The organism is Rhizobacter sp. P2_H3, assembly GCF_056403355.1.
Genome location: NZ_JBFUFQ010000016.1, coordinates 1 through 20,345, shown reverse-complemented (window position 1 = coordinate 20,345; position 20,345 = coordinate 1). Strand labels below are relative to the sequence as shown.

The window sequence follows — 20,345 nt, the reverse complement described above, 5'->3', positions numbered from 1 at the left end:
CTTCATGGGAGCCGTGATTCCACCGGTCGTGCCGACCCTGCCGAAAGCCGGGCAGCCGCCGCTGCGCGTGCGTGCCCGCCAGGCGAATGCGGACGAGCTGCGCGACATCCCGTGGCTGCAGTCGCTGCAGGCCGACGAGCGCGAGCGCGCCGTCGACGACCTGAAGGTGGTGCAGGTCGACGCCGGCGAGCTGCTGTGCCGGGTCGGCAAGCCGGCGACCTTCTGGTTCGGCGTGGTCGACGGGCTGCTGAAGATGAGCAACGACTCGGCGCTCGGCATGCCGATCACCTTCACCGGCGTGCCGCCGGGCGGCTGGTTCGGCGAGGGCACGGTGCTCAAGCGCGAGGTCTACCGCTACAACATCCAGGCGCTGCGCAAGAGCGTGGTCGCGGGCATCACGGTCGAGACCTTCCACTGGCTGATCGACCGCAGCATCCCGTTCAACCGCTTCGTGATGCAGCAGCTGAACGAGCGGCTCGGGCAGTTCATCGGGGCGCGCGAGATCGATCGGCTCAACGATCCGGATGCGCGGGTCGCGCGCAGCCTGGCATCGCTGTTTCATCCGGTGCTGTACCCGGGCGTCGGCACGCTGCTGCGGATCACGCAGCAGGAGTTGGGCTACCTGGTGGGGTTGTCGCGGCAGCGGGTCAACGAGGCGCTGCATGCGCTGCAGGCCGAGGGGCTGATCCGCATCGAATACGGCGGGCTGCGGGTGATCGACCTCGAAGGATTGCGGCGGCGCCTGCAGCGTTCCGCCGATGCGGGCGCTACTCCTCCAGCTCCGCCTTCGCCATCTCCACGTCCAGCCGCTCCATCGCATCTGCCGGATTGAACGCGGCCGCGTCGGCATACAGCTGCTCGGCCTCCTTCATCTTCTTGTCGCCCTCGAGCATCACCAGGCCGTTCGCGTACTCCACCATCGCGATCGCCGAATCCGGGTTCAGCTTCAGCGCGGTCTTGAAGGCTGCCAGGCCCGCCTCCTTGCTGGCCCCCTGCGTGCGGCCGAGCAGCGAGCCCACCTTGTCGATCACCTCGGCGTGGAAGGTGCCGAGGCCGATGTGCGCATCGGCATGCTTGGGCTGCAGCTTGATCGCCGTCTCCAGCGCGCCCTTGACCTTGCTGCCCAGCCCCTGGGCCAGCGCCTTCGCGACGCTGATGCCCTGGCTGTAGCGGCCCAGCGCATAGGCCGACAGGTACCAGGCGTTCGCGTTCTTCGGGTCCTCGGCGGCCTGCGCCTCGGCGCGCTCGGCGACCTCCTGGAACAGCGCGAGCTTGGTCTTCTCGTTCGTCTCCAGGTAGTTCGCGTAGATCGCCTGCGCCTTGTTCGCGACCGTGATGCCGGCGCCGCCCGCCTTCAGCCCGGCCTCAGTCGCCTTCTGGAACTCGCCGGCGTGGAACAGCGCCCACGCGGCCAGCACCTTGTCGTCCTTCGGCAGCGGCTCGGCATCGCCGGCATGCAGCCGCGCCCACTTCTTCTTCAGGCTCGCGGCGTCCAAGCTGTACTCGGCGGCGTCGTACGGGAAAGCGGTCCACTTGGCCATGGTTGTCTCCTGGGGTCAGCGCTTGGGCAGCGCATTCTGGTAATTGCCGACCAGCGCGAGCAGGTGCTCGCGCGCGGCGGCGTCGAGGTAAGGCGTCAGCAGGCTCAGCACATGGAAGGCGCCGCGCAGCAACGCGGCACCGGCGCTCTCGGGCTCGAGCGCATGGCGCGGGTCGCGCACGTACTCGTAGCTCAGCCAGTAGGTCAGCACGACCACCATCGCGGTCGCGACCGGCTCGGTCTCGCGGGCGTCGAGGCCGGACCGGCCGGACTTCGCGATGGCACCACCGCGCGCCAGGCCGTCGAGCACCGCACGCACCGCGCGCGACTTCTCGTCGAGGATCTTCTGGAACTGCGTTTCCAGCCGGCGGTTCTTCGACAGCAGGTCGTTCAGGTCGCGGTACAGGAAGCGGTACTGCCAGATCAGCTCGAACAGCATGTGGAAGAACAGCCACGCGTCCTCGACGTGGCGCACGTCGTCGGCCGCGCGCAGCAGCGTGAGCAGCGATTGCTCGTAGCGGCCGAACAGCGTGTTGATCAGCTCGTCCTTCGCCGGGTAGTGGTAGTACAGGTTCCCGGGACTGATCTTCAGCTCGGCCGAGATCAGCGTCGTCGAGACGTTCGGTTCGCCGAAGCGGTTGAACAGGTCGAGTGCGACCTCGAGGATGCGCTCGGCCGTGCGGCGCGGCGGCTTCGGGTCTTTCGAGGCGGTGGCCATCGGCGTTGTCGTTCTGGTGGGTGGCAGGTCCCTGGCGCGGGCAATCTAGCACCAAGTCCCGCGCCCACCGGCCGGTATTTGCCCGTGCCAGCAGGAATGACGGCCGCTGCCTACAATCGCCGCCTCTTCCGGAAGAACATGGCAGCCATCTCGTTCCAGCAGGTCAGCAAGACCTACCGCTCCAAGAGCTCGCACAACGAAGTGCGAGCCTTGTCCGAAGTCAGCATGGACATCGAGCCCGGCGAGTTCTTCGGGCTGCTCGGGCCCAACGGCGCCGGCAAGACCACGCTGATCAGCATCCTCGCCGGCCTGTCGCAGGCGTCCAGCGGGCGGGTGCTGGTGCATGGCCATGATGTCGTCACCGACTATGCCGCCGCGCGCCGCAGCCTGGGCATCGTGCCGCAGGAGCTGGTCTTCGACCCGTTCTTCACGGTGCGCGAGGCGCTGGTGATCCAGAGCGGCTACTTCGGCGTGCGCGGCAACGACGCCTGGATCGACGAGCTGCTGCACAACCTCGGTCTTGCCGACAAGGCGAACGCCAACATGCGCCAGCTGTCGGGCGGCATGAAGCGCCGCGTGCTGGTCGCGCAGGCGCTGGTGCACCGCCCGCCGGTGATCGTGCTCGACGAGCCGACCGCCGGTGTCGACGTCGAGCTGCGCCAGACGCTGTGGCACTTCATCGCGCGCCTCAACAAGGAAGGCCACACGGTGCTGCTGACCACCCACTACCTCGAAGAGGCCGAGGCGCTGTGCAACCGCATCGCGATGCTGAAGCAGGGCCGCGTGGTGGCGCTGGACCGCACGTCGGCGCTGCTGGCCGGCACCGCGAGCACGATGCTGCGCTTCAAGATGGATGCGCCGCTGCCGGCCTCGCTGGCCGCGCAGTCGCGCGTGACCGGGCGCATCGTGCAGATCAAGGCGCATGACGCGCACGAGGTCGAGACGGTGCTGGGCGTGCTGCGCGCCGCCGGCTGCCAGCCGGAAGACCTGGAGATCGGCCGCGCCGACCTGGAGGACGTGTTCCTCGACATCATGAACGGGCCGGCGGAGGTGAAATCATGAGCGCCACGCCTGGATTGCTGTCGGGCACGCGCACGCTGCTCTACAAGGAGGTGCTGCGTTTCTGGAAGGTCAGCTTCCAGACCGTCGCCGCGCCGGTGCTCACTGCGGTGCTGTACCTGCTGATCTTCGGCCACGCGCTCGAAGACCACGTCAAGGTCTACGGCACCGTCGGCTACACCGCGTTCCTGATCCCCGGCCTCGTGATGATGAGCGTGCTGCAGAACGCGTTCGCCAACAGCAGCTCGTCGCTGATCCAGAGCAAGATCACCGGCAACCTGGTGTTCCTGCTGGTCACGCCGCTCAGCCACTGGGCCTGGTTCCTGGCCTACGTGGGTGCGGCCATCGTGCGCGGGCTGGTGGTCGGGCTGGGCGTGCTGCTGGTCACGCTGTGGTTCGCGCCGCTGACGGTCGCGCAGCCGCTGTGGATCCTGGTGTTCGCGATCGCCGGGGCCGCGATGATGGGTGCGCTGGGGCTGGTGGCCGGCCTGTGGGCCGAGAAGTTCGACCAGATCGCCGCGTTCCAGAACTTCATCGTGATGCCGATGACCTTCCTGTCGGGGGTCTTCTACTCGGTGCACTCGCTGCCGCCGCTGTGGCTGAAGGTGAGCCACCTGAATCCGTTCTTCTACATGATCGACGGCTTCCGGCACGGTTTCTTCGGCGTCAGCGACGTGTCGCCGTGGACCAGCCTGGCAGTGGTGGCGGGCAGCCTGGCCGTCGTCTGCGGGCTGTGCCTGCACCTCTTGCGCATCGGCTACAAGATTCGCCACTGAACAACCCGGGTTGGCATCCGGGCTACCGGCCTGGGTGATAATCGCGGTCCTTATGGCCGACCCTACACCCGACGACGTCCAGCGCTTCATCGCGCAAGGGCTCGCCTGCGAGCACTTGCAGGTCGAGGGCGACGGTCGCCACTTCTTCGCCACCATCGTTTCGGCGGAGTTCGAGGGTGCCAGCCGCGTCGCGCGCCACCAGCGCGTCTACCAGGCCCTCGGCGATAGAATGCGCGAGCAAATCCACGCGCTGTCGATGAAGACCCTCACGCCCGCCGAGTGGGCCCACGCTGCCGAGCCCGCCTCGGCCCACCACCACCACTGAACCCAGCCGCAGTGTCCGCTGCGGCTGGCGGGCCTGCGGGTGCAGGTCATTCAGCCGTGTCGGGCCTGGGCGATCCAAGCCATGGACAAACTCCTCATCCGCGGTGGCCGCCAACTGAACGGCGAAGTCACGATCTCCGGGGCCAAGAACGCCGCGCTGCCCGAGCTGTGCGCCGCGCTGCTCACCGCCGAGCCGGTCACGCTGACCAACGTGCCGCGCCTGCAGGACGTGAGCACCACGCTGAAGCTGCTGCGCAACATGGGCGTCAGCGCCGAGCGCAGCGAATCCGCCCCCGACACCGTCGCGCTGAACGCCTCGGCCGTCACCTCGCCCGAAGCCCCCTACGACCTGGTCAAGACGATGCGCGCATCGATCCTGGTGCTGGGCCCGCTGCTGGCGCGCTTCGGCGAGGCCACCGTCTCGCTGCCCGGCGGCTGCGCGATCGGCTCGCGCCCGGTCGACCAGCACATCAAGGGCCTGCAGGCGATGGGCGCCGACATCGTCGTCGAGCACGGCTACATCATCGCGAAGACGAAACGCCTGCGTGGGGCCCGCATCACGACCGACATGGTCACCGTGACCGGCACCGAGAACCTGCTGATGGCCGCCACGCTGGCCGAGGGCGAGACGGTGCTCGAGAACGCCGCCCAGGAGCCGGAGATCCGCGACCTCGCCGAGATGCTGATCGCGATGGGCGCGAAGATCGAAGGCCACGGCGGCAGCAGGATCCGCATCCAGGGCGTCGAGCGGCTGGGGGGCGTGCAACACCGCATCGTCCCCGACCGCATCGAGACCGGCACCTTCCTGTGCGCGGTGGCCGCCACCGGCGGCGATGTCGTGCTGCGCCGCGCCCGTGCCGACCACCTCGACGCGGTGATCGACAAGCTGCGCGAGGCCGGCGTCACGATCGAATCCGGCGCCGACTGGATCCGCGTGAAGAACGCGAAGCGCCCGCGCGCGGTGAGCTTCCGCACCAGCGAGTACCCGGCCTTCCCGACCGACATGCAGGCGCAGTTCATGGCGCTGAACTGCATCGCCGAAGGGCCGGCCAAGGTCACCGAGACGATCTTCGAGAACCGCTTCATGCACGTCAACGAGCTGGTGCGGCTGGGCGCGAAGATCGAGGTCGACGGCCATACGGCGGTGATGAACGGCGTCGAGCGCCTGTCCGGTGCCACCGTGATGGCGACCGACCTGCGTGCCTCCGCCAGCCTCGTGATCGCCGGCCTGGTGGCCGACGGCGAGACGGTGGTCGACCGCATCTACCACCTGGACCGCGGCTACGACCAGATGGAAGCCAAGCTGCGCGGCATCGGCGCCGACATCGAAAGAGTCAAGTGATGCTGACGCTGGCACTGTCCAAGGGACGCATCTTCGACGAGACGCTGCCGCTGCTGAAGGCGGCCGGCATCGAGGTCACCGAAGACCCGGAGAAGTCGCGCAAGCTGATCCTCGGCACCAACCAGCCCGAGGTGCGGGTGGTGCTGGTGCGCGCGACCGACGTGCCGACCTACGTGCAGTACGGCGGCGCCGACCTCGGCGTGGCCGGCAAGGACATCCTGCTGGAGCACGGTGGCCAGGGCCTGTACCAGCCGCTCGACCTGCGCATCGCGAAGTGCCGCATGAGCGTCGCGGTGCGGGCCGATTTCGACTACGCCGCGGCCGTGAAGCAGGGCTCGCGCATCCGCGTCGCCACCAAGTACGTCGGCGTCGCGCGCGACCATTTCGCCGAGAAGGGCGTGCACGTCGACCTGATCAAGCTGTACGGCTCGATGGAGCTCGCGCCGCTGACCGGCTTGGCCGACGCGATCGTCGACCTGGTGTCCACCGGCAGCACGCTGAAGGCCAACCACCTGGTCGAGGTCGAGGAGATCATGCAGATCTCGTCGCGCCTGGTCGTGAACCAGGCGGCGCTGAAGCTCAAGCGCGAGCCCTTGCGCCGCATCATCGATGCATTTTCCACTGCCATAGAGTCCCGACCATGAGCGTGAAGATCCGCCAGCTCACCACCACCGCCGCCGGCTTCGAGGCCGATTTCCAGCGGGTGCTGCATTGGTCGGCGGAAACGGATCATGCGATCGAGGAGCGCGTCGCCGCCATCCTGGCCGACGTGCAGGCGCGCGGCGATGCGGCGGTGCTGGAGTACACGCAGCGCTTCGACGGGCTGACGGCTGCCTCGGTCGCGTCGCTCGAGATCACGCGCGACGAGCTGCAGGCCGCGCTGCAGGCGATCACGCCGGCACAGCGCACAGCGCTCGAAGCGGCGGCGCAGCGCGTGCGCAGCTACCACGAGCGCCAGCTCGACGCCTGCGGCCGCTCGTGGAGCTACCGCGACGAAGACGGCACGCTGCTCGGCCAGAAGGTCACGCCGCTCGACCGCGTCGGCATCTACGTGCCGGGCGGCAAGGCGGCCTACCCGTCCAGCGTGCTGATGAACGCGGTGCCGGCGAAGGTGGCGGGTGTCGGCGAGATCGTGATGGTGGTACCGACCCCGAAGGGCGAGCGCAACGCGATGGTGCTGGCTGCCGCCGCGATCGCCGGCGTCGACCGCGCGTTCACGCTCGGTGGCGCGCAGGCCGTGGCCGCGCTGGCGTACGGCACCGCCACCGTGCCGGCCGTCGACAAGATCACCGGCCCGGGCAACGCCTACGTCGCGAGCGCCAAGCGGCGCGTGTTCGGCAAGGTGGGCATCGACATGATCGCCGGGCCGAGCGAGATCCTGGTGCTGGCCGACGGCAGCACGCCGCCCGACTGGGTCGCGATGGACCTCTTCAGCCAGGCCGAGCACGACGAGCTCGCGCAAAGCATCCTGCTGTGCCCCGATGCGGCCTACATCGCGTGCGTCGCCGAGGCCATCGATCGCCTGCTGCCCGGCCTGCCGCGCCGCGACGTGATCCGTGCGTCGCTCGAAGGCCGCGGCGCGCTGATCCACACCCGCAGCATGGAAGAGGCCTGCGAGATCAGCAACCGCATCGCGCCGGAACACCTGGAGGTCAGCTCGGCCGAGCCGGCGCGCTGGGAGCCGCTGCTGCGCCATGCCGGTGCGATCTTCCTCGGCGCGTTCACCAGCGAGAGCCTGGGCGACTACTGCGCCGGGCCGAACCACGTGCTGCCGACCTCGGGCACCGCCCGCTTCTCGTCGCCGCTGGGGGTCTACGACTTCCAGAAGCGATCGAGCCTGATCGAGGTCAGCGAGGCCGGCGCGCAGGTGCTGGGGCCGATCGCCGCTGAACTCGCGTACGGCGAAGGCCTGCAGGCGCACGCCCGGGCCGCCGAACTTCGACTGAAAGGGAACAGGGCATGAGCGCCGCGCTGGAACAACGCATGAAACGGGTGATCCGCCAGGACATCCAGTCGATGCATGGCTACGCGGTGCAGCCGTCGGCCGGGCTGGTCAAGCTCGACACGATGGAGAACCCGTTCCCGCTGCCGCCCGCCTTGCGCGAGGCCTTGGGCCGGCGCCTGGCCGACGTGGCGCTGAATCGCTACCCGGCCGAGCGCGGCGACCTGTTGCGCGCGAAGCTCGCCGCGCACGCCGGCATGCCGGACGACTGCGACATCATGCTGGGCAACGGCTCCGACGAGCTGATCTCGCTGCTGGCGCTGGCCTGCGACGTGCCGGGCAACAGCGTGCTGGCGCCGCTGCCGGGCTTCGTGATGTACGCGATGTCGGCCAAGCTGCAGGGCCTGCCGTTCATCGGCGTGCCGACCACGGCCGATTTCGAGCTCGACCTGCCGGCGATGCTGGCCGCGGTGCGCGAGCACCAACCGGCGCTGGTCTACATCGCCTACCCGAACAACCCGACCGCGAACCTCTGGGACGATGCGGCGATCGACGCGATCATCGAGGCCGCACCCGGGCTGGTCGTGATCGACGAGGCCTACCAGCCGTTCGCCGCACGCGACTCGATGGCGCGCCTGAAGCGCCACGAACACGTGCTGCTGATGCGCACGATGAGCAAGTTCGGCCTGGCCGGCGTGCGCATCGGCTACCTGATCGGGCGCAAGCCGCTGATTGCCGAGGTCGACAAGCTGCGCCCGCCGTTCAACATCAGCGTGCTGAACTGCGAGGCGGCGCTGTTCGCGCTGGAGCATGTCGACGAGTACGCGCGCCAGGCAGCGATCATCCGCAGCGAGCGCGACAAGCTGCTGGCCGCGTTGCGCGATCTGCCGGGCGTGAAGCCGTTCCCGAGCGAGGCCAACATGATCCTGGCCCGGGTGGCCGATTCGGCCGCCGCGTTCGCCGGCATGAAGGCGCGCGGCGTGCTCGTGAAGAACGTCGCCGGCCTGCACCCGCTGCTGGCCAACTGCCTGCGCCTGACGGTGGGCACGCCGGACGAGAACGTGAAGATGCTGCAAGCCCTGAAGGAAAGCCTGTGATGAGCACCGTGGAACGCAAGGCGGAGGTGGTCCGCAACACCAACGAGACGCAGATCCGCGTCAGCCTGAACCTCGACGGCACCGGCGTCGCGAAATTCCACACCGGCATCGGCTTCTTCGACCACATGCTCGACCAGATCGCCCGCCACGGGCTGATCGACCTCGACATCGACGCCCAGGGCGACCTGCACATCGATGGCCACCACACGGTGGAAGACGTCGGCATCACGCTCGGCCAGGCGATGGCCAAGGCGGTGGGCGACAAGAAGGGGCTGCGGCGCTATGGCCATGCCTACGTGCCGCTCGACGAAGCGCTGTCGCGCGTGGTGATCGACTTCTCCGGCCGGCCGGGGCTGCACATGCGGGTCGACTTCAAGAGCGGCATGATCGGCGCGCTCGACACGCAGCTGGTCTACGAGTTCTTCCAGGGCTTCTCGAACCACGCCGGCGTCACGCTGCACATCGACAACCTGCACGGCGAGAACGCGCACCACCAGTGCGAGACGATCTTCAAGGCGTTCGCGCGGGCGCTGCGGATGGCGCTGGAGATCGATCCGCGCGCGGCCGGCGTGATTCCGTCGACCAAGGGGAGCCTCTAAGTGGCACGCACCGTCGCCGTCGTCGACTACGGCATGGGCAACCTGCGCTCGGTGTCGCAGGCGGTGATGCACGTGGCACGCGGGGAAGGGGTCGACGTGATCGTCACCTCGAAGCCCGACGAGGTGTACGCCGCCGAGCGCATCGTGCTGCCCGGCCAGGGCGCGATGCCCGATTGCATGCGCGAGCTGCGCGACTCCGGCCTGCAGGAGGCCGTGCTGCACGCCGCGGCCCACAAGCCGCTGATGGGCGTGTGCGTCGGCATGCAGATGCTGCTGTCGACCAGCGAGGAAGGCCCGACCGACGGGCTCGGGCTGATCCCCGGCGCGGTGCGGCGTTTCCGGCTTGCCGGGCAGCTGCAACCCGACGGCAGCCGGTTCAAGGTGCCGCAGATGGGCTGGAACCAGGTCTGGCAGCGCGCGCAGCCGCAGGTGCACCCGATCTGGGCGGGCGTGCCCGACGGCTCGTACTACTACTTCGTCCACAGCTTCTACGCGCAACCGGCCGATCCGGCCGACAGCGCAGGTGAAACCGATTACGGCGTTCGCTTTACCTGCGCGCTGGCTCGGGATAACATTTTCGCCACGCAGTTCCACCCCGAGAAAAGTGCCGAGCACGGGCTTGCCCTGTACCGCAACTTCCTGCATTGGACTCCCTGATCGCTCGTTCGCGCTTGCCAGCGTCATCCTTGCGACCTTCTCGGCTTGTTCGCTCACCTCTCCCCACCCCACTGATTCGGCCATGCTGCTGATCCCCGCCATCGACCTGAAAGACGGTCACTGTGTCCGCCTGAAGCAGGGCGACATGAACGACTCCACCATCTTCAGCGAGGATCCGGCCGCGATGGCGCGACGATGGGTCAATGCGGGTGCGCGGCGCCTGCACCTGGTCGACCTGAACGGTGCCTTCGCCGGCAAGCCGGTCAACGAGGCGGCGATCAAGGCCATCCTGGCCGAGGTCGGCGACGACATCCCGGTGCAGCTGGGTGGCGGGATCCGCGACCTCGACACCATCGAGCGCTACCTCGACGACGGGCTCAGCTTCGTGATCATCGGCACCGCCGCGGTCAAGAGCCCTGGCTTCCTGAAGGACGCCTGCAGCGCGTTCGGCGGCCACATCATCGTCGGGCTGGACGCGAAGGACGGCAAGGTCGCGACCGACGGCTGGAGCAAGCTGACCGGCCACGAGGTGATCGACCTCGCGAAGAAGTTCGAGGACTACGGCGTCGAAGGCGTGATCTACACCGACATCGGCCGCGACGGCATGCTCAACGGCATCAACATCGACGCGACGGTGAAGCTGGCGCAGGCGCTGTCGATCCCGGTGATCGCGTCGGGCGGGCTGTCCGACCTGGCCGACATCGAGCGGCTGTGCGCGATCGAGGAACAGGGCGTCGAAGGCGTGATCTGCGGCCGGGCGATCTACACCGGCAACCTCGATTTCGCGGTGGCGCAGAAGCGCGCCGACGAATTGAACGGCAACTGAGCGGCAACTGAGCCGAAACCGAGCGGACCCTGATGCTGGCCAAGCGAATCATCCCCTGCCTCGACGTCACCGGCGGGCGGGTCGTCAAGGGCGTCAACTTCGTCGAGCTGCGCGATGCCGGCGATCCGGTCGAGATCGCCGCCCGCTACAACGAGCAGGGCGCCGACGAGATCACTTTCCTCGACATCACCGCCACCAGCGACGGCCGCGGGCTGCTGCTGCACATGATCGAGGCGGTGGCCTCGCAGGTCTTCATCCCGCTGACGGTGGGCGGCGGCGTGCGCACGGTGGACGATGTCCGCACGCTGCTGAACGCCGGGGCCGACAAGGTCAGCTTCAACTCGGCCGCGGTGGCCAACCCGCAGGTGATCCGCGATGCGTCGGCCAAGTACGGTGCGCAGTGCATCGTGGTGGCGATCGACGCCAAGTCGCGCGAGGACGGCCAGCCCGGCTGGCAGGTCTACACCCATGGCGGGCGCCGCAACACCGGGATCGATGCGGTCGAATGGGCGCGCACGATGGCCGAGCAGGGTGCCGGCGAGATCCTGCTGACCAGCATGGACCGCGACGGCACGCGCATCGGCTTCAACCTGCCGCTCACGCGGGCGGTCAGCGATGCGGTCGACGTGCCGGTGATCGCCTCCGGCGGCGTCGGCACGCTCGAGCACCTGGTCGAAGGCATCCAGCAGGGCGGTGCCGATGCGGTGCTGGCCGCCAGCATCTTCCACTACGGGCAGCACACGGTCGGTGAAGCGAAGGCCTTGATGGCCGCGCGCGGGATCCCGGTTCGGCTGTGAGCACAGTGAAATCGGGCCCGCCGCGCGAAGTGCGCGTGATCGGCGGCAAATGGAAGCGCAGCAAGCTGCCGGTGGCCGACGCCCCGGGCCTGCGGCCCACGCCCGACCGGGTGCGCGAGACGCTGTTCAACTGGCTGGGCCAGTCGCTGGACGGCTGGCGCTGCCTCGATGCCTACGCCGGCAGCGGTGCGCTGGGGTTCGAGGCCGCGTCGCGCGGTGCGGCCGAGGTGACGCTGGTCGAGCGCGACAGCCGGCTGGCCCGCGGGCTGCGCGAGGTGCAGGCCCGGCTGAAGGCCGAACAGGTGCGCATCGAGGCCGCCGACGCGCTGGCCTGGATGGCGCGCAGCGCGCCGGGCCGCTTCGAGCTGGTCTTCATCGACCCGCCGTTCGATGCCGAGGTGTTCCTGCCGGCGCTGAAGGCCGCGGCGCCGCTGGTGGTCGACGGCGGTTTCGTCTACCTGGAGGCCGACCGGGCCTTCGGCGACGCGGAGCTGGCGCCGTTCGGCCTCGTGCTGCACCGCCAGGGCCGTGCCGGCGCGGTGCACTTTCATTTGCTGCGGCGCAGCTACACTGCGCCGCAAACGCCTGTGTGAGCCTGTGAGCCCGATCCGAAGGAGCCTGTCTTGACCTCTGTGACCCGCCTCACCGCCGTCTACCCCGGCACCTTCGACCCGATGACGCTCGGGCATGAAGACCTGATGCGGCGCGCGGCGCGCCTGTTCGAGCGGCTGATCGTCGCGGTGGCCGCCGGCCACCACAAGCGCACGATGTTCACGCTCGACGAGCGGCTCGAGATCGCGCAGGAGCTGGCCGCCAAGCATCCGAACATCGAGGTGATCGCGTTCCGCGGCCTGCTGCGCGACTTCGTGGTCTCGCATGGCGGCAAGGTGGTGGTGCGCGGGCTGCGCGCCGTCAGCGACTTCGAGTACGAGTTCCAGATGGCCGGCATGAACCGCCAGCTGATGCCCGACGTGGAGACGGTGTTCCTGACGCCCAGCGACCACTACCAGTTCGTTTCCGGTACTTTCGTGCGCGAGATTGCCACCTTGGGCGGTGATGTCTCGAAGTTCGTGTCACCCTCCGTCCTCAACCGACTCCAGCAGCGCGTCAAACCCGACGCCTGAGCTCTCGCGGGACCCGTGCCATGGCCTTGATGATCACCGRCGACTGCATCAACTGCGATGTGTGCGAGCCCGAGTGCCCGAACCAGGCGATCTCGATGGGCGCGGAGTACTACGTGATCGACCCGGGCAAGTGCACCGAATGCGTCGGCCACTTCAACGAGCCGCAGTGCGTGCAGGTCTGCCCGGTCGCCTGCATTCCGGTCAACCCGGCGCATGTCGAGACGCAGGAAAGCCTGTGGGAGAAGTACCGGCGGCTGCAGGCGCAGGCTACCGGTTGATGGTCACCTGATCACTTCGCCGGCTTGCCCTTGGCGGCGGGCACGACGATCCGCACCTCGTCGTCGCCCTGACGGTCCCTGGCCGACTTTCCCTTCGTCGACTTGCTCGTCTTGCCTTTGGTGGGCTTCGCCTTCGGTGCCGACGCGGCATGCGAGACGGGTGCGAGGTTCATCGCACTCGACGGCCGGACGGCCGCTTCGCGCGCCAGCCGGTCCTGCTCCATCTCCGAGCCGGTCTCGGCCTGCTTGCGGGCCGCCGCCTCGGACTCGGCGCGCTGCTGCGCGGTGCGGCCATCACGGGCATCGACGGCCTCGCCATCGGCGCACGGCAGCTGCGAGTAGACGTTGCGGTCGGGGCCGCAGCGGTAGACCGTCGGCCCGGCCACCGCACTCGTGCCCGACATCAACCACGACACGGCCCACAGCGTCGCGGTCAGCCGCGGCTTCATTCGGCTTTCTCCACCGGCATGCCAGGGGCATCGGGCGCCGCGGGCCGCGGCGGCTTCGGGCGCGGGGGCTTGGCGTTCAGCTTCATCGTCGCGCGTTCCATCTCGCCGGCGGCGATCAGGTCGAGCACGGTCATCGTCTTCGCGATCGTGTCCTCGATCGCGACACGCGCCTCGGGCTTCGGCTTGCGCAGCACGTAGTCGATGACCTCGGCCTTCACGCCCGGGTGGCCGATGCCCAGCCGCAGCCGCCAGTAGTCGGCGGTGCCGAGTTGCGCATGGATGTCACGCAGCCCGTTGTGGCCGGCGTGGCCGCCGCCGCGCTTGAACTTGGCCTGGCCGGGCATCAGGTCGAGCTCGTCGTGCGCGACGAGGATCTCCTGCGGCTCGATCTTGAAGAAGCGGGCCAGCGCCGCGACCGACTTGCCCGACAGGTTCATGTAGGTCTGCGGCTCCAGCAGCCACAGCGGCCCGTCGGGGCGGTTCACCCGCGCGACCAGGCCAAAGTAGCTGCGCTCGGGCGTGAGCGAGGCCTTCCATTCGCGCGCGACCGCATCGATCCACCAGAAACCGGCGTTGTGGTTGGTCGCTTCGTATTCCGGCCCGGGGTTGCCGAGGCCCACCATCAGTCGAATCATCCGCGGATTATCGGCTGGGGCCCCGGCGGGCCGGACCGGTACAGATTTACTTCACGAGCGGAGCCACGCCGTTCGCAAACGGCCAGCCCTGCGTCTCGTCGGTGCCGATCTCCCAGTCGAACGCGCCGCGGATCGTCGGGTGGTTGGCCTTCACCTGGTTCCAGGTGTCGATCGCCTGCTGGCGCGTCATGTAGTTGGTGACGCCGGCATTGATGCCGAAGCCGACGACCACGTGCTCGGCGCCCAGCAGCCCGACCCATTCCTTGATGCTGTTGACCACGTAGGCCGGGTCGGCCAGGTTCGGGCCGTCGTAGTACTGCGGCGCGCAGTAATCGATCGCACCGGCGTCCACCATCGACTTGCAGAACACCTTGTCGACCGAGTTCCACGGCGCCGGCGGCGCGCTGATGACGAAGCCCGGGAACTGGCGCTTCAGCTCCAGGCTGATCCAGATCATCTCGTTGGTGTCGGGTGCCTGGCTGCCCTCGAAGGTGTTCCAGTCCATGCCGTCGAGGCCGCCGAGCTGGTTGGCGATCCCGACCACGCTGTTGACGAAGGTCTGCGACTTCGTGCGGTTCGGGAAGCTCATGCCGTTGCCGGCACCGCCGACCGACAGGATGATCTTGCGGCCCTGCGTCGTGCGGGCGTACTGGATGTCGGCCTTCAGGTTGGTCGCGGCGCCGCGGCCGTCGCCGGGGGCGCTCCAGGTGACCGCGCCGGTCGTGCCGGGCGAGCCGCCGACCGGACGCGCGGCAAACAGGTAGACGAGGTTGTAGTTCGCCGGCAGGTCGCGGATGCGCAGCGGCGACGGCTTCCAGTCGGGGTAGTAACCGCCGGCGACCTTGGCCGGCAGGCCGCCCGGGTTCCCGTTGTTGCCGCCGTCGCAGGGGGTCGGCTGCCAGTACCAGGTGCTGATCGTCGGGTTGGTCGCGTCGCTGCCGTTCGCGGTGACGTTGACGAGCTTGTAGTAGTTGCCGTTCGGCACGTAGCGCACGACCGTGCCCACGGTGCGGTAGACCGTGCCCTCGACCCAGTCGACGGCGCCGCAGCTCGCGGTCTGCGTGAGCTTGTACGACGACACGAAGTCGTTGAAGCCCAGCGGCACCAGGTTGGCGTTGTCGGCGGCGAGCTTCAGCGAGCGGCCGCCGTAGTTCGAATGCTCGAACAGCTCGACCTGGTAGCCGCTGCGCAGCTTGACCGACGACGCGCGGTCGTTCCAGGCGCTGCCGATCCAGCTGCTGCCGGTGCCGCTGCATGTCGACGCGCCCTGGTAGTTGACGTGCTCATAGAAGCACACCGCGTCGGCGTCGGCCGCCTGCGCGGCGGGGGCAAACGCGGCGCCGAGCGCCAGCAGCGCGGCCCAGCCGGCGCGCCGCCATGAATGGGTGATGGAACTCGACATGCCTTGCTCCCCGGGTTGGTGATGGGGCTGCACGGTAAGGCCACCGGCTCTCGCAAGACGTATCTCAAACGTGACGGCTGAAACCGCTTTCAAATGTGACGCGTACGGTAGAAATGAAAGCGAAGCTTTGCTGAAAGCAAAAAGCCCCGCCAAGGCGGGGCTTCGTGCGGGCAGCAGGCCGAAGGTCTCAGCCTCGGTTCTGCTTCTCGCTCTTCTTGGCCTTGGTCGGGGCGGCGGCCACCGGGGCCACCACCACCGGAGCGGCTTCTTCCTCGACCGGCACCGAGGTCGAGGCGATGACCGGGTTCGGCTTGCCCTGGGTGACGACCTTGATGCCGTCGGCCAGCTTCAGGTCGCTGACATGCAGCGACTGGCCCTTGACCAGCGTGGCCAGGTCGACCGTCAGGAACTCGGGCAGTTGCGAAGCCAGGCACTGGATCTTCAGTTCGGTGGCGACGTGGTTCACCAGGCAACCGTCGGCCTTGACGGCCGGCGAGTTTTCTTCGTTGATGAAGTGCAGCGGCACCTTCTTGACGATCTTGGTGGTGGCATCGACGCGTTGGAAGTCGATGTGCAGCACGATCTGGCGGAAGGGGTGCATCTGGTAGTCACGCAGCAGCACCTGTTCGGTCTTGCCGGCCAGTTCCATCTCGAGGATCGACGAGTGGAAGGCTTCCTTCTTCAACGCATGGAACAGCGCGTTGTGATCGAGTTCGATCATCGAAGGGGTGCCGGCGCCATAGACGATGCCGGGAACTTTTTCAGCCAAGCGCAGGCGGCGGCTCGCTCCGGTCCCCTGCAGCTTGCGCTCGAATGCGACGAATTTCATGTTGACTCCAAAAGATTGGAAGACACCCGCGACCAGGTGTCTCGAATGGGGCCTTGCAGCCCCGCGAACTCGACCGGCACCGAAGCGCCGGTCGTCGTCTGCGGATCAGAAATTGCTGTTCTGTTCCGCGAACAAGGAGGTCACCGATTCACCGTCGGAGATCCGGCGGATGGTTTCGGCGAACAGGAATGCCACCGACAGCGGACGCACCTTCGAGCAGGTCTTGCCCTCGTCGCTGAGCGGGATGGTGTTGGTGATGACGACTTCGTCGAGCTGCGAGCCCTTGATGCGCTCGATCGCCGGGCCGGAGAACACCGCGTGCGTGCAATACGCATAGACGTTCTTCGCGCCGCGCTCCTTCAGCACCTCGGCCGCCTTCACCAGCGTGCCGGCGGTGTCGATCATGTCGTCCATGATCACGCAGTTGCGCCCGTCGATGTCGCCGATCACGTGCATGACCTCGGAGACGTTGGCCTTCGGGCGGCGCTTGTCGATGATGGCGAGGTCGCAGCCGAGCTGCTTGGCCAGCGCCCGGGCGCGCACCACGCCGCCGACGTCCGGCGACACGACCACGAGGTCTTGATAGCGCTTGCTCTGCAGGTCGGACAGCAGCACCGGCGACGCGTAGATGTTGTCGACCGGGATGTTGAAGAAGCCCTGGATCTGGTCGGCGTGCAGGTCCATCGTCAGCAGGCGCTCGACGCCGACGGCCTCGAGCATGTTGGCGACGACCTTGGCGCTGATCGGCACGCGCGTCGAGCGCGGGCGGCGGTCTTGCCGCGCATAGCCGAAGTAGGGGATCACGGCCGTCACGCGGCGGGCCGAGGCGCGCTTCAGTGCATCGACCATGATGCACAGCTCCATCAGGTTCTCGTTCGTCGGCGCGCAGGTCGGCTGGACGATGAAGATGTCGCGGGCGCGGACGTTCTGCTGGATCTCGATGGCGACTTCACCGTCGGAGAAGCGGCCGACCGAAGCCTTGCCGAGTTCGATGCCGAGATGCGATGCGATCTCCTGCGCGAGGGCGGGATTGGCATTGCCGGTGAACAGCACGGTGTTGAAAAGCACGTTTCCTCCGTCGACGCTCTTGCGGGGTGCGTTGCGGGGTGTGTCGAGGGGCGCATTCATGGTCCAGCGCACCCACCCTTCCGTTTCAGCCCCGCGTGCGCTGGTGTGAGCACCGGGAAACAAGACACATCAAAGAATTTGGCAGGGGAGGAAGGACTCGAACCCTCGCATGTCGGAATCAAAATCCGATGCCTTAACCAACTTGGCGACTCCCCTACACCGGTCGACCGCGATCATCGGATCGCGACCCACCTTCAACTTGTCTCAGTCAGCGCACCAGCCCTGCAAGGGATGCTGCACCAGACTTCGGCACATCCGACCCACCCAACCCGACGGCAGGTCCGTCGGCATTGTCGCCGTGGGCAGATCGTCTACGCCAGCCCTGGAAAACACCGCGCTGCCGGAGCCCGTCATGCGGCTGTTGCCGAAGCGGGCCTCGAGCAGACGGGCGGCTTGCGCCACTTCGGAGCACTGGTTCTCGGCAGGCGGCTGCAAATCGTTGCGACCGAACCCTTCGAGAAGACTTTGCATACCGCCGTCCTCAAGGAAGCCTGCGACTATAGCAGCTTCTGTGTTGCGAACCAACAGGGGGCTGAGAAAGATGCCACGGGTTTCGATGCTCGCGGCCGGTTTGACGACCGCCAGCCATTGTGCGGGCAGCTCCAGCGGGGTCAGTTTCTCGCCGATGCCCTCGACCCAGGCGCTGCCCTTTCCAGAGTTCGCCAGGAAGAACGGCACGTCGGCCCCCAGCGTCAGGCCGAGCGCCATCAGCTTCTCGCGTGGCCAGTCGAGCTGCCACAGCCGGTTCAGCGCGAGCAGCGTGCTGGCCGCGTCCGAGCTGCCGCCGCCCATGCCGGCGCCCCACGGCACCTGCTTGTCGATCGAGATGTCGGCGCCGAGCGAGGTGCCCGATGCCGCCTGCAGGGCACGCGCCGCGCGCAGGCACAGGTCGTCGGCCGGCAGCGCAGCCGTCAAGTCATGGCGGGCGAGCCGGCCATCGCGGCGCAGTTCGAAGTGCAGCGTGTCGGCCCAGTCAATCAGCACGAAGACCGATTGCAGCAGGTGGTAGCCGTCGGCGCGCCGGCCGACGATGTGCAGGAACAGGTTCAGCTTGGCCGGCGCGGCCACGTCGTACAAGGCGGTCAGGCTCATCGGGCGGGAAGCGGTGTCAGGGGCGGTCGATGCGGGCGCGCACGACGACGGCGGGCGCCTGCGCGCGTTGCGCGCGTTGGGCGATTACCCAGCCTTCGTCGAAGCGGGCCAGGTTCACGTCCCAGCCCAGTTGCTGGAAGCCGGCGTCGGCCGGCGGCACGGCCGGGCGGCTCGGCGCGCCGGCCCAGACGCGGCCGCGCAGCCAGTCGAACAGCGCGACGATCGGCAGGCTCTCGCCGAGCATGTCCTGCGTCAGCGAATCGAGGTCGGGGTAGGCGCGCTGTTCGCCGCCGGTGGTCAGCAGCGCCTGGCGTCCGGACCACCGGGCCTGCGCGATCGTCGTGCCGAGCGGCGTCGACAGGTCGAGCCGGCCGTCCTGCGGCGTGCCCTGCAGCTCGAAGCTGGCGCTGACCGAGCGCGCCGCGGTCGACGGCGTCGCATCGACCTTCACCGACATCCGCCCCGACAGCGTCTCGGGCGAGGCGGTCGGCGTGACCGGCTGCAGCGTCGCGCAGCCAGCCAGCATCACGCCGGCCAGCAGCGCTGCCAGGGTGCCCAGCTTCACAGGTCGACCCGCAGCCGCGCGAGCGTCTCTTTCAGCACGTCGTTCGCGTTGTCGCGCGTGCGCGCATCGCGCAGCACCTTGCGGGCCTCGTCGCGCTGGCCGCTGATCCACAGCACCTCGCCCAGGTGGGCGGCGATCTCGACATCCGGGCGCGAGCGGTAGGCCTGCTGCAGCAGGCGCAGCGCTTCGCTGCGGTTGCCCAGCCGGTACTCGACCCAGCCCAGGCTGTCGGTGATGAACGGCTCGCCCGGCGCGAGGTCGAGTGCCTTGCGGATCAGGTCGCGCGCCTCGGGCAGGCGCTGGTTGCGCTCGGCGAGCGAGTAGCCCAGCGCGTTGTAGGCGTGGTGGTGATCGGGCTTCAGCTCGATGACGCGGCGCAGCAGGCGCTCCATCTCGTCCATGCGGTTCAGCTTCTCGGCCATCATCGACTGCTCGTACAGCAGGTCGGGATCGTTCGGGAAGCGCTGGTTCGCCTTGGCCAGCACCGTGTTCGCCTCGTTCCATTGCTTCACGTCGCGCAGGATCTGCGCTTCGGCGAGCAGCTTGGAGCGCGCATCTTCGGTCGTCTTCTCGGGGGCGCGGCGGATCAGCTCGCGCGCCTCCTTGACCTTGCCCTGGCGCGCCAGCAGCGACGCGCGCCGGGTCTGCACCTCGAGCGCGCGCTGCGGGCTGTCGACCTTCTTCAGCCAGGCTTCGGCGCCGGCATAGTCGCGCTGCTGCTCGGCGGCCTGCGACAGCAGCAGGTAGGCCTGCACCAGCCCCTGGTCGGCGGTCGGCGGGGCTTCGTCATCGTCATCGTCGCCRCCTGCCACGACCGGCGCCGGCGCTGGCGCCAGGCTGCCGCTGCCGGCGCGCTGCACGTACTGCATCAGCGCGGCCTGGGCTTCCTTCGGGTGGCGCAGTTCCAGGTGCAGCGCGCCGAGCGTGAGCCACGGCGTCGGCAGCTGCGGCTCGGCGCGCGTCACCGCTTCGAGCTGCGGCACCGCATCGGCATAGCGCTGCGCCGAATTCAGCACGCGGGCGTACAGCAGGCGGAACGAGCTGCTCTTCGGCTGGGCCTCGAGGTAGTCGGCGATCAGCGGCTCGACCGGCTGCCCGGCCGTCAGCAGCTCCAGCGCCAGCAGGGCCGGGCCCTCGGCGTCGCGGTCGAGCGCGTGGGCCTGCTG

At 68.4% G+C, this 20,345-nt stretch carries 25 protein-coding genes and 1 tRNA gene; 15 read left to right on the top strand and 11 right to left on the bottom strand.

The genetic code is table 11. The features are described from left to right. Positions 1-4: 4 nt before the first annotated feature. On the top strand, positions 5-832 hold the full coding sequence (locus tag AC1D1T_RS05285) for a Crp/Fnr family transcriptional regulator (protein WP_477843766.1): 828 nt from the start codon (positions 5-7) through the stop codon (positions 830-832). Here the strand turns inward: AC1D1T_RS05285 and AC1D1T_RS05280 are convergent. Beyond that, complete coding sequence (locus tag AC1D1T_RS05280; RefSeq protein ID WP_477991554.1) at positions 768-1,541, bottom strand: tetratricopeptide repeat protein; 774 nt, start codon at positions 1,539-1,541, stop codon at positions 768-770. The genes AC1D1T_RS05285 and AC1D1T_RS05280 overlap by 65 nt on opposite strands. Before the next feature lie 15 nt (positions 1,542-1,556). Beyond that, positions 1,557-2,258: a TetR/AcrR family transcriptional regulator gene (locus AC1D1T_RS05275; protein ID WP_465114842.1), complete on the bottom strand. Its 702-nt coding sequence runs from the start codon at positions 2,256-2,258 to the stop codon at positions 1,557-1,559. A 138-nt stretch (positions 2,259-2,396) separates the two neighbouring features. Between AC1D1T_RS05275 and AC1D1T_RS05270 the strand changes: the two genes are divergently transcribed. The 14 genes from AC1D1T_RS05270 (at position 2,397) to AC1D1T_RS05205 (ending at position 13,079) form a co-directional block, all read left to right on the top strand. Then, positions 2,397-3,320, top strand: coding sequence for an ABC transporter ATP-binding protein (locus tag AC1D1T_RS05270; protein ID WP_477991552.1), 924 nt, complete (start codon positions 2,397-2,399; stop codon positions 3,318-3,320). Then, the gene (locus tag AC1D1T_RS05265; RefSeq protein ID WP_047506432.1) at positions 3,317-4,093 is read left to right on the top strand and encodes an ABC transporter permease; all 777 of its coding nucleotides are present in this window, start codon (positions 3,317-3,319) and stop codon (positions 4,091-4,093) included. The genes AC1D1T_RS05270 and AC1D1T_RS05265 overlap by 4 nt, the downstream gene beginning before the upstream one ends. 52 nt (positions 4,094-4,145) lie before the next feature. Further along, positions 4,146-4,418, top strand: a complete 273-nt coding sequence (locus AC1D1T_RS05260; RefSeq protein ID WP_477839138.1) for a BolA family protein — start codon at positions 4,146-4,148, stop codon at positions 4,416-4,418. Between the two features lie 81 nt (positions 4,419-4,499). Next, on the top strand, positions 4,500-5,759 hold the full coding sequence (murA, locus tag AC1D1T_RS05255) for a UDP-N-acetylglucosamine 1-carboxyvinyltransferase (protein ID WP_477826410.1): 1,260 nt from the start codon (positions 4,500-4,502) through the stop codon (positions 5,757-5,759). Next, positions 5,759-6,403 carry an ATP phosphoribosyltransferase gene (gene hisG / locus AC1D1T_RS05250; protein ID WP_047506435.1) on the top strand — a complete coding sequence of 215 codons (645 nt, stop codon included), beginning with the start codon at positions 5,759-5,761 and terminating at the stop codon, positions 6,401-6,403. Before murA ends, hisG begins: the two co-directional genes overlap by 1 nt. Beyond that, the gene (gene hisD / locus AC1D1T_RS05245) at positions 6,400-7,722 is read left to right on the top strand and encodes a histidinol dehydrogenase (RefSeq protein WP_477839140.1); all 1,323 of its coding nucleotides are present in this window, start codon (positions 6,400-6,402) and stop codon (positions 7,720-7,722) included. The genes hisG and hisD overlap by 4 nt, the downstream gene beginning before the upstream one ends. Next, a complete protein-coding gene (gene hisC, locus AC1D1T_RS05240; protein ID WP_477826749.1) occupies positions 7,719-8,798 on the top strand; it encodes a histidinol-phosphate transaminase in 1,080 nt (359 codons plus the stop codon). Before hisD ends, hisC begins: the two co-directional genes overlap by 4 nt. Further along, positions 8,798-9,397 (top strand): imidazoleglycerol-phosphate dehydratase HisB, encoded by a 600-nt coding sequence (gene hisB, locus AC1D1T_RS05235; RefSeq protein WP_047506441.1) that lies wholly within the window; start codon positions 8,798-8,800, stop codon positions 9,395-9,397. The genes hisC and hisB overlap by 1 nt, the downstream gene beginning before the upstream one ends. Next, positions 9,398-10,054 (top strand): imidazole glycerol phosphate synthase subunit HisH, encoded by a 657-nt coding sequence (gene hisH, locus AC1D1T_RS05230; protein ID WP_465114853.1) that lies wholly within the window; start codon positions 9,398-9,400, stop codon positions 10,052-10,054. A gap of 82 nt (positions 10,055-10,136) precedes the next feature. Continuing rightward, a complete protein-coding gene (hisA, locus tag AC1D1T_RS05225) occupies positions 10,137-10,880 on the top strand; it encodes a 1-(5-phosphoribosyl)-5-[(5-phosphoribosylamino)methylideneamino]imidazole-4-carboxamide isomerase (protein ID WP_047506447.1) in 744 nt (247 codons plus the stop codon). 32 nt (positions 10,881-10,912) lie between these two features. Then, positions 10,913-11,677: an imidazole glycerol phosphate synthase subunit HisF gene (gene hisF / locus AC1D1T_RS05220; protein WP_047506450.1), complete on the top strand. Its 765-nt coding sequence runs from the start codon at positions 10,913-10,915 to the stop codon at positions 11,675-11,677. Next, a complete protein-coding gene (gene rsmD / locus AC1D1T_RS05215) occupies positions 11,674-12,270 on the top strand; it encodes a 16S rRNA (guanine(966)-N(2))-methyltransferase RsmD (RefSeq protein WP_477826747.1) in 597 nt (198 codons plus the stop codon). Before hisF ends, rsmD begins: the two co-directional genes overlap by 4 nt. A 30-nt stretch (positions 12,271-12,300) precedes the next feature. Continuing rightward, on the top strand, positions 12,301-12,801 hold the full coding sequence (coaD, locus tag AC1D1T_RS05210; protein WP_047506454.1) for a pantetheine-phosphate adenylyltransferase: 501 nt from the start codon (positions 12,301-12,303) through the stop codon (positions 12,799-12,801). Positions 12,802-12,821: 20 nt separating this feature from the next. Next, on the top strand, positions 12,822-13,079 hold the full coding sequence (locus tag AC1D1T_RS05205) for a YfhL family 4Fe-4S dicluster ferredoxin (protein WP_477991550.1): 258 nt from the start codon (positions 12,822-12,824) through the stop codon (positions 13,077-13,079). An 11-nt stretch (positions 13,080-13,090) separates the two neighbouring features. Here the strand turns inward: AC1D1T_RS05205 and AC1D1T_RS05200 are convergent, their stop codons facing one another. The 9 genes from AC1D1T_RS05200 to AC1D1T_RS05160 all read right to left on the bottom strand — a co-directional run. After that, a complete protein-coding gene (locus AC1D1T_RS05200; RefSeq protein ID WP_477827460.1) occupies positions 13,091-13,528 on the bottom strand; it encodes a hypothetical protein in 438 nt (145 codons plus the stop codon). Next, positions 13,525-14,163, bottom strand: a complete 639-nt coding sequence (pth, locus tag AC1D1T_RS05195; RefSeq protein ID WP_477827461.1) for an aminoacyl-tRNA hydrolase — start codon at positions 14,161-14,163, stop codon at positions 13,525-13,527. Before pth ends, AC1D1T_RS05200 begins: the two co-directional genes overlap by 4 nt. 46 nt (positions 14,164-14,209) lie before the next feature. Continuing rightward, positions 14,210-15,565 carry a peptidase inhibitor family I36 protein gene (locus tag AC1D1T_RS05190; protein ID WP_477827462.1) on the bottom strand — a complete coding sequence of 452 codons (1,356 nt, stop codon included), beginning with the start codon at positions 15,563-15,565 and terminating at the stop codon, positions 14,210-14,212. A 187-nt stretch (positions 15,566-15,752) separates the two neighbouring features. Beyond that, a complete protein-coding gene (locus AC1D1T_RS05185) occupies positions 15,753-16,394 on the bottom strand; it encodes a 50S ribosomal protein L25/general stress protein Ctc (RefSeq protein ID WP_047506460.1) in 642 nt (213 codons plus the stop codon). Positions 16,395-16,499: 105 nt separating this feature from the next. Then, entirely contained in the window at positions 16,500-17,462 is a 963-nt protein-coding gene (locus AC1D1T_RS05180) for a ribose-phosphate pyrophosphokinase (protein WP_047506675.1), read from the bottom strand. A gap of 139 nt (positions 17,463-17,601) precedes the next feature. Beyond that, positions 17,602-17,678, bottom strand: a tRNA-Gln gene (locus AC1D1T_RS05175). Positions 17,679-17,726: 48 nt separating this feature from the next. Further along, on the bottom strand, positions 17,727-18,614 hold the full coding sequence (gene ispE / locus AC1D1T_RS05170; RefSeq protein WP_477839151.1) for a 4-(cytidine 5'-diphospho)-2-C-methyl-D-erythritol kinase: 888 nt from the start codon (positions 18,612-18,614) through the stop codon (positions 17,727-17,729). Positions 18,615-18,630: 16 nt separating this feature from the next. Then, a complete protein-coding gene (locus tag AC1D1T_RS05165; RefSeq protein ID WP_477827611.1) occupies positions 18,631-19,179 on the bottom strand; it encodes a lipoprotein insertase outer membrane protein LolB in 549 nt (182 codons plus the stop codon). After that, the coding region (locus tag AC1D1T_RS05160) for a tetratricopeptide repeat protein (RefSeq protein WP_477991548.1) at positions 19,176-20,345 on the bottom strand (1,170 nt) is incomplete at its 5' end. The genes AC1D1T_RS05160 and AC1D1T_RS05165, both read right to left, overlap by 4 nt.